The organism is Candidatus Sphingomonas colombiensis (genome assembly GCA_029202845.1).
Lineage (GTDB): Bacteria > Pseudomonadota > Alphaproteobacteria > Sphingomonadales > Sphingomonadaceae > Sphingomonas > Sphingomonas colombiensis.
The window spans coordinates 279682-293742 of record CP119315.1; the positions used below are offsets into that span (position 1 = coordinate 279682).

At 65.3% G+C, this 14061-nt stretch carries 9 protein-coding genes; 6 read left to right on the plus strand and 3 right to left on the minus strand.

Annotated features, from left to right (window positions below):
• Nucleotides 1–95: 95 nt before the first annotated feature.
• Complete coding sequence (locus tag P0Y64_01305; protein ID WEK43502.1) at nucleotides 96–2612, minus strand: transglycosylase domain-containing protein; 2517 nt, start codon at nucleotides 2610–2612, stop codon at nucleotides 96–98.
• 72 nt (nucleotides 2613–2684) lie between these two features.
• Entirely contained in the window at nucleotides 2685–3908 is a 1224-nt protein-coding gene (locus P0Y64_01310; GenBank protein WEK43503.1) for an N-acetylmuramoyl-L-alanine amidase, read from the minus strand.
• 471 nt (nucleotides 3909–4379) lie between these two features.
• On the opposite strand from P0Y64_01310, the gene P0Y64_01315 reads away from it, so the two are divergent.
• The 5 genes from P0Y64_01315 (at nucleotide 4380) to P0Y64_01335 (ending at nucleotide 10824) form a co-directional block, all read left to right on the plus strand.
• The gene (locus P0Y64_01315) at nucleotides 4380–6962 is read left to right on the plus strand and encodes an Rne/Rng family ribonuclease (GenBank protein ID WEK44935.1); all 2583 of its coding nucleotides are present in this window, start codon (nucleotides 4380–4382) and stop codon (nucleotides 6960–6962) included.
• Between the two features lie 100 nt (nucleotides 6963–7062).
• The gene (locus P0Y64_01320; protein WEK44936.1) at nucleotides 7063–8415 is read left to right on the plus strand and encodes a M48 family metalloprotease; all 1353 of its coding nucleotides are present in this window, start codon (nucleotides 7063–7065) and stop codon (nucleotides 8413–8415) included.
• Nucleotides 8412–9134, plus strand: coding sequence for a DsbA family protein (locus P0Y64_01325; GenBank protein WEK43504.1), 723 nt, complete (start codon nucleotides 8412–8414; stop codon nucleotides 9132–9134). The genes P0Y64_01320 and P0Y64_01325 overlap by 4 nt, the downstream gene beginning before the upstream one ends.
• Nucleotides 9131–10066, plus strand: a complete 936-nt coding sequence (locus P0Y64_01330; protein WEK43505.1) for an ABC transporter ATP-binding protein — start codon at nucleotides 9131–9133, stop codon at nucleotides 10064–10066. The genes P0Y64_01325 and P0Y64_01330 overlap by 4 nt, the downstream gene beginning before the upstream one ends.
• On the plus strand, nucleotides 10063–10824 hold the full coding sequence (locus P0Y64_01335; protein ID WEK43506.1) for an ABC transporter permease: 762 nt from the start codon (nucleotides 10063–10065) through the stop codon (nucleotides 10822–10824). Before P0Y64_01330 ends, P0Y64_01335 begins: the two co-directional genes overlap by 4 nt.
• 56 nt (nucleotides 10825–10880) lie before the next feature.
• On the opposite strand, the gene phaZ is transcribed toward P0Y64_01335, so the two are convergent.
• Entirely contained in the window at nucleotides 10881–12098 is a 1218-nt protein-coding gene (phaZ, locus tag P0Y64_01340; GenBank protein ID WEK43507.1) for a polyhydroxyalkanoate depolymerase, read from the minus strand.
• A gap of 157 nt (nucleotides 12099–12255) precedes the next feature.
• On the opposite strand from phaZ, the gene P0Y64_01345 reads away from it, so the two are divergent.
• Nucleotides 12256–14031, plus strand: a complete 1776-nt coding sequence (locus P0Y64_01345) for an ABC transporter transmembrane domain-containing protein (protein ID WEK43508.1) — start codon at nucleotides 12256–12258, stop codon at nucleotides 14029–14031.
• Nucleotides 14032–14061 lie beyond the last annotated feature (30 nt).

Sequence of the window (14061 nt, forward strand, 5' to 3'; positions counted from 1 at the left end):
CTCCAAAGGTCGTATCATCCGACAGCGGCCGAAAACCGCGTCTCGAACGTGAAGTGCCAGATCACGCCGGGATGACGTAAGTGTGGCGGCGGGACTTAGTAGATTCCACCCTGCCGCTGCAAGAAGTCGCTGTCGTTGGCCTGCGTACGCGGCCCGGTCGGCGCGGCGGCGGCGGCACTGGGCGCGGCTTCCGGTCGGCGCGGCGCACGGCGCGCCTCGCTCTGCGGCTTGAACGCTTCCCAGATCACGCTCGGCTTGGGATCGCCGGTCGAGGGCCAGGTGCCGAACACCGGCTGGCCCGACGCGCGATCGATCCGCACCATCCGAATGCCCTCCGGCGCGCGGAACGGCAGCTTTTCCAGCCCGTCATAGGCCTTGACCGCGAACTCCTTGAAGATCGGCGCCGCCATCGTGCCGCCCTGCGCATAGCCGCCAAGGCTCGTCGGCGTATCATAACCCATATAGAGCCCGCCGACCATTTGCGGCGAGCCGCCGATGAACCACACGTCGGTCGGCCCGGAATTGGTGCCGGTCTTGCCGAACATCGGGCGATCGAGATCGCGCAACACGGTGGCGGTGCCGCGCTGGATCACGCCTTCGGTGATGTGGATCATCTGATAGGCGGTCATCGCATCGACTATTTGACGCCCGCGCAGGCCTGGGCGCGGCATCGGCTTGCCATCCCAATCGGGCATGTTGCAGCGATCGCACGCACGCCAATTCTCCGGCCAGATCACCTTGCCGTGACGGTCCTGCACGAAATCGACCAGCGTCGGCGCGTGCCAGCGGCCCTGATTGGCGAGCACGCCATAAGCGTTGACCATCCGCATCACCGTCGTCTCGCCGGCGCCCAGCGCGTAGGAGAGATAAGGCTGGTAATCGCCGATATTCATCGCCTTCATCAGCCCGACGACATTGGTCATGCCGGTCTGCGCGGCGGCACGCACGGTCATCAGATTGCGCGACTGTTCGATGCCCCAGCGCATCGTATGCGGCCCCGCCCCCCGGCTATTGCCGAAGTTACGGAAGCATTTCTGCCCCAATCGCGCACCCTGATAGACGCAGAACGGGCCATCGACGATGATCGACGCCGGGGTCATGCCGTGCTCCAGCGCGGCGGAATAGACGATCGGCTTGATCGTCGACCCCGGCTGACGCATCGCCTGCGTCGCGCGGTTGAACGGCTGGATCGAGCTGTCGAAGCCGCCCTGCATCGCGAGGATGCGGCCGGTTGCCGGCTCCTGCACCACAAACCCGCCCGAAATCTTCGGCACGGCGCGAAGCGCGAACCGCGTCCCTTCCGGCGCTACGGCGATCACATCGCCGGGCTTGATCGCGGCAAAGGCCGTGCCGCCCTTCCCGCGCACCGGCATCTGCGCGAGATCACGCGGCAATTGGCCGGTCTGCCCGTTGGCGAAGCCGATCCGCCACGCATCGCCATCCTGCGCGATCGCGATCGCGGCACGCCAGTCGCCGTAGTTGATGTTGACGTTGGTATTGATCAGCGCGCCCAGCCAGCTGTCGCCCTCGAAATCGACATGACGCAGCGGACCAGCCCAGCCGCGCCCGCGATCATAGCGGATCATGCCATCACGTAGCGCCTGCGCTGCATAGGCCTGGATCTTCGGATCGAGCGAGGTGCGCACCCACAGGCCGCCCGAATAGACGCTATACTGACCGTCGCGCGCCGTTTCACCATATTTGCCGATCAGCTGCCGACGCACTTCCTCGACGAAATAGCCACCGACGCTCTCGAACTTCGGCATGCGATGCGAAATCGCGCCGATCGGCTGCGCCTGCGCCTCATCGCGCTGCGCGGCGGTGATGAAGCCATTCTTGGCCATCTCGCCCAGCGCCCAGTTACGCCGCGTCAGCGCGCGATCGGTATCGCGATACGGATCGTAATTGGACGGCCCCTTCGGCAAAATGGCGAGATAGGCCATCTGCGGCAGGGTAAGCTCGTTCAATTCCTTGTCGAAATATGCGTGGCTCGCGGCCTCCACGCCATAAGCGTTCCGGCCGAGGAAAATCTGATTGAGATAGAGTTCGAGAATCTGCTGCTTGGTCAGCGCATTCTCGATCCGCCACGCGAGGATCGCTTCCTTTACCTTGCGCGTCGGCGAATAGGCATTGCCGATCAGCAGGTTTTTCGCGACCTGCTGGGTGATCGTCGAGCCACCTCGTGCGCGGCGGCCGGTGCCGAGCTTGGAGGCATAATCAATCACCGCACCGGCGATGCCGGGATAATCGACGCCATGGTGCTCGAAGAAGCTCTTGTCCTCCGCCGCGAGGAAAGCGTTGATCAGCATCGGCGGATATTCGGCGAACGACAATTCGACCCGGCGCTCGCGCGCATAGGAATAGATCGGCGCGCCATCGATCCCGCGCACATTGGTCGGCAACGGCGGCTCGTAGGTGCGCAACTGATCGACCGAGGGCAAATCGCGCGCGAAGATCAGCCAGAACACGCCGAACGCGATCACCAGCACCCCGGCCAGCGCGGCAAGGAGCTTCACCCAGCGTTTCGCCCATGCCTCGCCAATTGCCTGACGCAGGCGGCCAGAATCACGATGCAGCTTGATCGTCGCGGGTTCGGGAGGAGAAGACGCCATACGCGACGCCGGTGTTTAGCAGGATTGCCCGGCTGGGGAAGCCCACGCGTCTATCACCGCGTCATGCGGGCGCTATTTTGCCGCGAGCCGCCGGGCGAAATGGATTTCCACCGCACGTTTCACGCTCTCTGCGATCCGCTCCCGCCCGGATTTGCTGTCGAGAAAAGCCGCGTCCTGCGGATTCGAGATATAGCCGGTTTCGAACAGGATCGAGGGCATGTCCGGCGCCTTCAGCACCATCAGCGATGCCATGCGGTGAAAATTCGGCTTCACCGGCATCAGCGGCGCAGCCTCGCGCCCGAGCAGTCGCGCGAAACCGGCGGAGGCGTTCATCGTTTCGCGCTGGGTGAGGTCGATCAGGATCGAGGATACGTCAGGGTTTTGATCGAGATCCACCCCGGCGATGATATCAGCCTTGTTCTCGCGCGCCGCCAATCGCGCGGCTTCCTTGTCCGACGCGACCTCGGACAGCGTGTAAGCAGTCGCACCAGAGGCATCACCCGCGCCCACGCTGTCGCAATGGATCGAAATGAACAGATCAGCATGCAACCGCCGCGCGATGCCAAAGCGTTCGCGCAGCACCAGATAGCGATCGTCGTCGCGCGTGAGCGCCACGCGCACCCGACCCGACGCGACGAGCTTGTCGCGGATCGCCCGCGCGATTTTCAGTGTGACATCCTTTTCGCGCAGACCGCTCTCGGTGTTGATCGCGCCCGGATCGACCCCGCCATGGCCCGCGTCGATCACCACCAATGGGCGATCGGAATCCCCCGCCACGCGCGGCAACGGTGCCCGCTTCGCCGGGGGGACGGGAACGGATATCTTGTATTTCGGGCGGCTGCTGCCGAAGTGAAACGGCAGGAAGCTGCGCGGCCGCTCTTCGCTCGCCTCGGCGAACTGGCGCGCATTCGCACGCTCCAGCGTGAGTTCCAGCGTGCGCCCGTCATCGCGAAAGGCGCCGTCCGCCACGATCATCGGCCGTTCCAGATCGAGCACGACGCGCGCACCATCGCTGCCGCGCCACCCCTGACGGATCGCCGTCACCGCGCCTTCCCCCGCCAGCGACGGGCCGGGGCGCGCGCCATCGATGTCGATCGCAATACGGCGCGGCGCATCAAGCACGAAGCTCGACGCCTGCGCCACGGCATCATCGAAATGGATCCGCACGCGATCGTGATCGATCTCGATCCGCTGAACGGTCGCGGCGTCGGCTGAAGCCGCGAACAGCGCGAGCGTGACCAACGCCGAGGCGCGGCCCAATCGCCGCCCGACCGTTTCGGCCCATCGCCCCACCATCCGCTTCCGCCCTCTTCGCCCTTTCCCGCGCCCCCTGTCGTGGGACGATTCACCATAAAAGGTGACATTATTCAGGTTAACAGAGACTTGACGCCGCGACGAATGATTTGCGGCAGGACGTGCCAGTTGATGCGTGACAAGTCCGGTGCTAGGCACCACCTTGACCGGAAAGGTGCGCACTATCCGCGCGCCCACTTCCGGCCCACCGCCCGCCCGCACGTTTTGCGGGACTGGGCTTTCAGGTTGACGTTCGCATGCCGCATCTTTCCCCACCGCTGATCCGCCCGGCTTTCGCCGGCGGCGCGGGTTTGGGCTTGTTCCGGGGCGACGCGCCCCGGCGTGCGGCGCGAACGAAGGCGATTTCACCAACAATTCGCATGGCCGGGCGCGTCGCCTCGCCAGCACCAGATTATCGCACGGCAGCGCCGCCATTCGGCGCCCGTGCGCGGAGAATATTCGATGACAATGCGCATGCTGATCGACGCACGCCACCGGGAGGAAACCCGCGTGGCGGTCGTCAAGGGAAACCGGATCGAGGAATTTGATTTCGAAAGTGCCGAGCGCAAGCAGCTCAAGGGCAATATCTATCTCGCCAAGGTAACCCGCGTCGAACCATCGCTTCAGGCGGCGTTCGTCGATTACGGCGGCAATCGCCACGGCTTCCTCGCTTTCTCGGAAATCCACCCGGATTATTATCAGATCCCCAAGGAGGATCGCGACGCGCTGCTGCGTGAGGAGGCGGAACACGCCGCCGAGGAAGCCGCGCTGCGCGCCGAGCAGGAAGCCGCTGATGACGCGGACTATGCGTCCGACGACGATGCCGAGCATGACGAGGATGACGGCGATCACGACGGCGCGGACGAAAACGGGGCCGAGGGCGACGCCCGCCCGAAGCGCTCGACCGTCAACGACGATCAGGTGGAGGCGCTGCGCCAGCGCCGCATGAACCTGCGTCGCCGCTACAAGATTCAGGACGTCATCCGCCGCCGTCAGGTGCTGCTGGTTCAGGTCGTGAAGGAAGAGCGCGGCAACAAGGGCGCGGCGCTCACCACCTATCTCAGCCTCGCCGGCCGTTATTGCGTGCTGATGCCGAATACGTCTCACGGTGGTGGCATCTCGCGGAAGATCTCGAACGCGGGCGATCGCAAGCGCCTGAAGTCGATCATGGCGGAGCTGAAGCTGCCGTCGTCGATGGGGTGCATCGTCCGCACCGCCGGGCTGCAGCGCACCAAGGTCGAGATCAAGCGCGACTTCGATTATCTCGCCCGGCTTTGGGACGGCATTCGCGAACAGACGCTTTCGTCGTCCGCGCCCGCGCTCGTCTATGGCGACAGCGATCTGATCAAGCGCGCGATCCGCGATATCTATAACAAGGATATCGAGGAAGTGATCGTCGAGGGCGAAGAAGGCTATCGCCAGGCGAAGGAATTCATGAAGCTACTGATGCCGTCGCACGCGCGGCGGGTGCAGCATTACAGCGATCCGATCCCGCTGTTCCAGCGCAGCCATGTCGAGGATCAGCTCGCCGCGATGTATCATCCGGTGGTGCAGCTGAAATCCGGCGGCTATCTGGTGATCAACCCGACCGAGGCGCTCGTCTCGATCGACATCAACTCGGGCCGCTCGACGCGCGAACACAATATCGAGCAGACCGCGACCGCTACCAACCTTGAGGCCGCGCACGAGATCGCGCGCCAGTTGCGCCTGCGCGACATGGCCGGCCTCGTCGTCATCGACTTCATCGACATGGACAACAATTCCAATGTCCGGAAGGTCGAGAAGGCGATGAAGGAGGCGCTGAAGAACGATCGCGCCCGCATCCAGGTCGGCCGTATCTCGTCCTTCGGCCTGATGGAGATGAGCCGTCAGCGCCTGCGCACCGGCGTGCTCGAAGCGTCGACCCGCGCCTGCCCGCATTGCGAAGGCACCGGCCTCGTCCGCACCGCCTCGTCGGCCGGGCTCTCCGCCCTGCGGCTGATCGAGGATGAAGCGGCGCGCGGCCGCGGCTCGCTGCTGACGCTGCGCGCCAGCGTCGAGGCGGCGGTGTACGTGCTCAACCGCAAGCGCGCCGATATCGCCGAGATCGAGGATCGCTACGGCGTCCGCGTCGAAATCCTGCCCGATGGCGAGCAGGAAGGCGCGCGCATGTCGGTCGAGGCGTCCGGCCCGCCGCCGGCCTATGCGCCGAAGTTCGCCGCCCCGGTCGAAGAGATCGAGGAGGATTATCCCGAGGAGTTCGAGGACGAAATCGACGCCGAGGACGAGGACGAAGAAGCCGGCGCTGAAGAGCGCCGCGCCGATCGTCCGCGCGAGGAAGGCGAAGGCGGCCGCCGCCGTCGCCGGCGTCGCGGCCGTCGCGGCCGGGCTCGCCCCGAGGGCGAAACCTCCGAGGACGGCGCGTCCGAAGAGACCGCTGACGAGGAGGTCGAGGCGGAAGCCGGTGACGACGAACAGCACGAATCCGTCGAGGCGCGGGCGGAGGGCGAGCGCGAAGGCGGCCGTCGCCGCAGCCGGCGTGGGCGTCGGGGCCGTGGCCGCAATCGTGACGAGGCTGGCGTGACGAACGACGAAGCGAACGGGGATGCCCCGGTCGCCGAGGAAGTCGCCCCCGCCGAGCCGGAAGCCGTCGAGGCCCCGGCCGAGGTGGAAGCCGCGCCGAAGACGCGCCGTCGTCCACGCGCTCGCACCGCCAGCAAAGCCGAGGCTCCCGCTTCGGTAGAGGCACCCGTCGTTGAGGCGCCCGCCCCTGCCCCGGTCGAGGCAAGCGAAGAGCCCGCGCCCAAGCCGAAGCGCACGCGCCGCAAGAAGGCGGATATCGAAGCGGAGGCCGCAGCAACCGCCGCCGCCGCTGCGGTTGCCGACGCGGCGGAGGCGCCCGCCAAGCCGAAGCGCACCCGCCGCAAGAAGGCGGACGTAGCGGCCGAGGCCGAAGCGCCGGCTGAAGCCCCCATCGCGGCAGCTCCGACCGATGCCGAAGCAAACGAGGGCGACGAGGCGAATGACACGCCCGGCGGCCCGCGTCGCGGCTGGTGGCAGCGGACATTCGGCGCGTGATCGTGGACGGCCGGGTTTCAGCGGCGGTTCATCGCAACCGTCGCAGAAACCCGGCCGTCACCGCCCATGTTCGGGCCATGCGCAGGAAAGTAGTCATCCGATGAAGCGGACGCTGGCCGCCTTCGCCACCGCGATCCTTATCTTCGCGCAACCGGCCCATGCGCAGTCGCTGCTGCGCGACGCGGAAACCGAATCCCTGTTCCACGACATGTCCGCGCCGCTGGTGAAGGCGGCCGGGCTAAATCCGCGCGACGTGCAATTCGCGCTGGTCAACGATGATTCGATCAACGCCTTCGTCGTTGGCGGCCAGACGGTCTATATCCACTCCGGCCTGATCCAGAATGCCGACAACGCCAATCAGGTGCAGGGCGTGATCGCGCACGAGCTTGGCCACATCGCCGACGGCCATATCGTCAACGCGAGCGCGGGGACGAAGCCCGCGATGGCGATCTATCTGCTCAGCATGGTGGTCGGCATCGCCGCCGCCGTCGCCGGCGCGGGCGAAGCCGGGATGGGCGTGATGGCCGCCGGGCAGCAGGCGGCGATGGGCAAATTCCTGGCCTTCACGCGCACGCAGGAATCGACCGCGGACGCCAGCGCGGTGAAATATCTCAACGCCGCCGGGATCACCGGAAAGGGCATGCTGTCGTTCTTCAAGACGCTGCAGCAACAGGAATATCGCTACGGGCTGAACAATATCGACCCGTTCATGCAGACCCACCCGCTCTCCGGCGAGCGCATCCAGACGATGACGGCGGACATTACCGCTTCTCCGGCCTATAATACGCCGCCCGATCCGGCACTTCAGGAACGCTTCCTGCGCGTGAAGGCGAAGCTGGCCGGTTATGTGAACCCGGCGACGCGCACGCTTGCCGCTTATCCTGAGAGCAATCAGACGGTCTACGCGCATTACGCGCGCGCTTATGCCTATCATAAGGCCGGCTTCCCCGACAAAGCCGATGCCGAGGCGAACGCGCTGGTTAAGGCCGCGCCGAACGACCCGTATTTCCTTGAGATAAAGGGGCAGATCCTGCTCGAGGCGGGCAAGCCGAACGAAGCGTTGGCGCCATTGCGGGAGGCAACCGAGCTGTCGCGCAACAACGCGCTGATCGCCACCACCTTCGGCCACGCGCTGATCGCGACCGAGAATAAGGCCAATCTGCCCGAGGCGATCAAAGTGTTGCGCACAGCGGTCGCGCGCGATGACGAAAATCCCTTCGCCTGGTTTCAGCTCGGCACCGCTTATGAACAATCCGGCGACCCCGCACGCGCCGCGCTCGCCACGGCTGAAACCGCAAGCATGAACGGCGATATGCGCACTGCCGCCTATACCGCACGGATCGCGATGGCCGGCATCCCGCAAAATACGCCGGACTGGATTCGCGCGCAGGATATCGCGATGACCGCCCAGAACGACATGACCGACAATCCGAAGAAGTATAAACGCAAATGAACCGAATTCTGTTGGTGGCGCTGGTGGTGATCGGCGCCGCATTTGGCGCGCTTGGCACCTGGATCGCCGAACGCATCGCGCCTGGCGCACTTTCCGATGGCGATCGCGCGCGCATCGAACATACCGTGCGCGACTATATCCTCGCCAATCCGGACATCATTCCAGAAGCGATGCAGCGCCTCAACGACCGCGAGAATGCCAAGGTGATCGGCACGATGCGCTCCGCGATCGAGACGCCTTATGGCAACGCCTATATGGGCAATCCGCACGGCGATGTGACGTTGGTCGAATATTACGATTACAATTGCGGTTATTGCCGCGCCAGCCTGCCCACGCTGGAGAAGCTGGTGCAGGCCGATCCCAAGCTGCGGATCGTGTTCCGCGAAATGCCGGTGCTGGCGGAAAGCAGCCTGACCGCCGCGCGCGCCTCGATCACCGCCGCATCGCAGGGCAAGTTCAAGCCGTTTCACGACGCGCTTTACGCCGGCGGCCCGGTCAGCGAGCAGACGATCGCCGCCGCCGCACGCACCGCCGGGGTCGATCTGGCCAAGGCGCCGTCCGACGCGGACGACGAGATCCGCAACAACCTGGCCACCACCGCGAAGCTCGGGATGCGCGGTACGCCAAGCTGGATCGTCGGCGATCGCGTGCTTTCCGGCGCGCTGCCGATCGATCGCCTGCAGGAGGCGATCGCCGCCGCGCGGGCCGCTCGATCGTGAGCGGCGACGCGATCCTCCGCGTCGAGGGGGTCGCCAAGACCTATGCCGGCGGCGTCACTGCGCTTGAGCCGGTGGACCTTGCGATCCGCAAAGGCGAGATATTCGCGCTGCTCGGCCCCAACGGCGCGGGCAAGACGACGCTGATCAGCATCATCTGCGGCATCGTCAAACCATCCGCCGGCACGATCACCGTCGCGGGCCATGACGCGATCCGCGATTACAAGGCCGCACGCCGCGCGATCGGGCTGGTGCCGCAGGAGCTTTCGACCGACTCGTTCGAAAGCGTGCTCGCCACCGTCACCTTCTCGCGCCGGTTGTTCGGCCACGGCCCCAACCCCGCCTATATCGAGCAAATCCTTCGCGACCTGTCGCTGTGGGACAAGCGCAAGGCGCGGATCATGGAGCTTTCGGGCGGGATGAAGCGCCGCGTGCTGATCGCCAAGGCGCTGGCGCATGAGCCGCAAATCCTGTTCCTCGACGAGCCGACCGCCGGCGTCGATGTCGCGCTGCGCCGCGACATGTGGAAGCTGGTCCACCGGCTGCGCGATGCGGGCGCCACGATCATCCTTACCACCCATTATATCGAGGAGGCCGAGGAAATGGCCGACAGGGTGGGCGTGATCAATCGCGGCAAACTGCTGCTGGTCGAGGAGAAGACCGCGCTGATGCAGAAGCTGGGCCGCCGCGAGCTGGAACTGGCGCTGGTCGAGCCGCTCGCCACCCTGCCCGACGGGCTGGAGCAATGGCGCCTCGCCCTCGAAAACGACGGCCGTACCCTGCGCTACGTGTTCGATGCGCAGGCCGAACATACCGGCATCCCCTCTCTGCTGCGCGCGCTGTCCGACCGGGGAGTTGCTTTCAAGGATCTGGAAACATCGCGATCGAGCCTGGAGGATATCTTCGTCGATCTGGTGCGCGAGGAACGGCCATGAACCTCAACGGCGTCTGGGCGCTCTACCGCTTCGAGATGGCGCGCTTCGGCCGCACGATCTGGACCAGCCTGCTGGTGCCGGTGATCACCACCTCGCTCTATTTCATCGTCTTCGGCTCCGCGATCGGATCGCAGATGCGCGAAGTCTCGGGCGTGCCATATGGTGCGTTCATCGTGCCGGGCCTGATGCTGCTCGCGATCTTTTCCGAAAGCATTCTGAACGGCAGTTTCGGCATCTATATGCCCAAATTCACCGGCACGATCTACGAACTGCTCTCCGCGCCGCTATCGCCGGTCGAGACGGTGCTGGGCTATGTCGGGGCCGCCGCGAGCAAATCCCTGCTGATCGCGCTGATCATCTTCGCGACCGCGCACATCTTCGTCGATCTGCACGTCCAGCATCCGTTCGCGATGATCGGTTACCTGGTTTTGGTATCCGTCACCTTCTGCATGTTCGGCTTCGTCATCGGCATTTTCGCCAAGGGATTCGAGCAGTTGCAGGTGATCCCGATGCTGATCGTCACCCCGCTCACCTTTCTTGGTGGCGCGTTTTACTCGGTGCACATTCTGCCCGAGCCGTGGCGCACGGTGACGCTGTTCAACCCGGTGGTCTATCTGATCAACGGCTTCCGCTGGACGTTCTTCGGCACCAGCGATGTGGCGGTGGCGGTGAGCCTCACCGTGACGCTCGGGCTATTGAGCGCGTGCCTGATCACGATCGCGGTGGTGTTTCGTACCGGCTGGCGGCTCAAGAATTAGGACGCGACGCGGCTTAACCGCATCGCGCCCCATATTGCATCGCCCGATTAACCCGATCAGCCGTGATCGGCGATCCACTGCTCCACGACCGGCGCGATGCGGTTGCGCCATTTGGAGCCGTTGAAAATGCCATAATGGCCGACACCCTCGGCGAGCAGATATTGCTTCTTCTCGTCGGGCAGGTTCGTCGCCAGCGTCAGCGCGGCCTTGGTCTGGCCGATGCCGGAGATATCGTCGCGCTCGCCCTCGACCGCCAGCAATGCGATATCGGTGATCGCGGTGAGATCGATCGGGCGACCGCGATGCGTCATCTCGCCCTTCGGCAGCTTGTGCTCCTGGAATACCACGTCGATCGTCTGGAGGTAGAATTCCTCCGTCATGTCGCAGACCGAACGATATTCGTCGTAGAATTCCTTGATCGCCTCGGCGCTTTCGCCGTCGCCACGGACGAGATGTTTGAACATCTCCCAATTGCTCATCATGTGATTGCCAAGGTTCATCGACATGAAGCCGGTGAGCTGGAGGAAGCCCGGATAGACCCGCCGCCCCGCGCCCGGATACATCATCGGCACGGTCGCGATGACATTCTGGCGGAACCACGCGTGCGGCCGCTCTGTCGCCAGCGTATTCACCGCCGTCGGCGCCTCACGCGTGTCGATCGGGCCGCCCATCATGGTCAGCGTCTTGGGGCGGCACGGGTTCTTGTCCGCGCTCATCAACGCGATGGCGGCATAGCTCGGCACCGAGGGCTGACAGACCGCGAGCATATGCGCGCCGGGGCCGATCGCCTCCATGAATTCAACGAGATAATCGACATAATCGTCGAGATCGAAAAAGCCTTCCGACACCGGCACCTGGCGCGCATCGCGCCAATCGGTGATGTAAACATCGCACGTCGGCAGCATCCGCTCCACCGTGCCGCGCAGCAGCGTGGCGAAATGGCCCGACATCGGCGCGACGATCAGCAGCTTGGGGCCGCCCGTCACGCCCTTGCGCGCGAAGCGCTTGAGCTGGCCGAACGGCTTTTGCAGCACGATTTCCTCGATCACATCGACTTCGCGACCGTCGATGGTCGTGCGATCCAGCCCGAAGGCGGGCTTGCCGCGCGGCGCCGCCGCATGGGCGAATACCTCAAGCGCGGACGCCATCACCGTGCCGCCGCCGAAATAGGCGAATGGGTTTGCCGGATTCTGCAACATGCCCGCGCCGAAATTGGCCCACGCCCCGGCGCTGGCGAGCACCGATCGTTGGAATTCATATGCGTCGTAGAGCATCGGGTATCCTGTGCTGGCAAACCTTCGAGCTCAAACTAGGTAAACTGTTTCAGGTCGATGACAAATTAAATTGCTGCAATCGCGAAGCAGCTTTCGACACGCCCAGGCCACCGCCGCGCCGTTGAGCCGGAGGGGCGGCCCTGCTAGGCGCGGCTGCATGTCCACCGAAGCGCCCATCGAAGCCCCTCGCCGCCGTCTCGGCAACCTCGCGCTGGTGTGGGATCACGTGCGCCGTTATCCGGGCCGCATCGCCGCCGCCTGCGCCGCGCTGACCGTTACGTCGCTGGCGACGATCGCGATCCCGTACAGCTTCAAGCGCGTGATCGATCGCGGCTTCGGCCCCGGCGCAAATGGCGACATGGCGGGCCCGTTCCACTATCTGCTGATGATCGTGGTGGTGCTGGCGATCGCGACGGCGATCCGCTTCTATTTCGTGTCATGGCTCGGCGAGCGCGTGGTGGCCGATATCCGCGCCCGCGTGCAGCGCCATCTGCTGACGCTCACCCCGCGCTTCTTCGAGGAAAATCGCCCGTCCGAAATCGCCTCGCGGCTGACGGCGGATACCGCGCAGATCGAGAATGTCGTGGGATCGACCGTCTCGGTCGCGCTGCGCAACCTGTTCACCGGCTTCGGCGGGATGATCTATCTGTTCGCGATCTCGCCCAAGCTCGCCGGGATGCTGGTGCTGGGCATTCCGGTGGTGATCCTGCCGATCGCGTTGCTCGGCCGCCGCGTGCGCGCTTATTCGCGCACATCGCAGGATCGCATCGCCGATGTCGGCGCGATGGCGACCGAAACGCTGGGCGCGATGAAGATCGTGCAGGCGTTCGGACAGGAAGAACGCGAGGCGCAACGCTTCGCCGACGCGGTGGAGGCGACGATGGCCGCCGCTCGCCACCGCATCATGGTGCGCGCGATGATGACCGCGATCGTCATCGGGCTGATCTTCGGCTCGATCACGCTGGTTCTTTGGGAAGGCGCGATCGACGTCGCCGCCGGTCGCCTGTCGGGCGGCGCGATCGCGGCCTTCGTGCTGACCGGCGGGATCGTCGCCGGCGCGTTCGGCGCGCTGACCGAAGTTTATGGCGATCTGTTGCGTGGCGCTGGCGCCGCCGGGCGCCTGTCTGAATTGCTCGCCGAACGGCCAGAGATCGCGGCGCCCCCCGCCCCGCTCCTCCTCCCGCTCCCGCCGCGCGGCGCGGTGGCGTTCGAGCATGTCGAATTCCGCTATCCCACGCGGCAGGATACGGCGGCGCTTCACGATTTCAGCCTGACGATCACGCCGGGCGAGACGGTGGCGGTGGTCGGCCCGTCGGGCGCGGGCAAGACGACCCTGTTCCAGTTGCTCCAGCGCTTCTACGATCCGGCCAGCGGGCGCATCACGATCGACGGCATCGACCTGCGTGACGCCGATCCGGCCGCAATCCGATCGCATATCGCGATGGTGCCGCAGGAAACCGTGATCTTCGCCGCCTCCGCCCGCGACAATCTGCGCTACGGCCGCTGGGAAGCGCATGACGACGAGCTTTGGGGTGCGGCCGAAGCCGCCAATGCCGCCGATTTCCTCCGCGCGCTGCCGGATGGGCTCGATACCTATCTCGGCGAGGGGGGCGCGCGGCTTTCGGGCGGCCAGCGGCAGCGCGTGGCGATCGCGCGCGCCCTGCTGCGCGACGCCCCGATCCTGCTGCTCGACGAGGCGACCAGCGCGCTCGACGCGGAAAGCGAATTGCTCGTCCAGCAGGCGCTCGACCGGCTGATGACCGATCGCACCACGCTGGTCATCGCGCATCGGCTCGCCACCGTGCGCGCCGCCAACCGCATCGTCGTGATGGACGACGGCCGGATCGTCGAGGAAGGCACCCATGCCGCGCTGATGGCGCGCAGCGGCCTTTATGCGCGCCTCGCCAGCCTCCAGTTCAGCGAAGCGGCGTAGCGCCCTCATTCCCTTTCTGCTCTAATCATC

Excerpts from the sequence above, each read along its gene's own strand:
- P0Y64_01305 (WEK43502.1), bottom strand. The coding sequence starts at position 2,612 with ATGGCGTCTTCTCCTCCCGAACCCGCGACGATCAAGCTGCATCGTGAT.
- P0Y64_01310 (WEK43503.1), bottom strand. The coding sequence starts at position 3,908 with ATGGTGGGGCGATGGGCCGAAACGGTCGGGCGGCGATTGGGCCGCGCC.
- P0Y64_01315 (WEK44935.1), top strand. The coding sequence starts at position 4,380 with ATGCTGATCGACGCACGCCACCGGGAGGAAACCCGCGTGGCGGTCGTC.
- P0Y64_01320 (WEK44936.1), top strand. The coding sequence starts at position 7,063 with ATGAAGCGGACGCTGGCCGCCTTCGCCACCGCGATCCTTATCTTCGCG.
- P0Y64_01325 (WEK43504.1), top strand. The coding sequence starts at position 8,412 with ATGAACCGAATTCTGTTGGTGGCGCTGGTGGTGATCGGCGCCGCATTT.
- P0Y64_01335 (WEK43506.1), top strand. The coding sequence starts at position 10,063 with ATGAACCTCAACGGCGTCTGGGCGCTCTACCGCTTCGAGATGGCGCGC.
- phaZ (WEK43507.1), bottom strand. The coding sequence starts at position 12,098 with ATGCTCTACGACGCATATGAATTCCAACGATCGGTGCTCGCCAGCGCC.
- P0Y64_01345 (WEK43508.1), top strand. The coding sequence starts at position 12,256 with ATGTCCACCGAAGCGCCCATCGAAGCCCCTCGCCGCCGTCTCGGCAAC.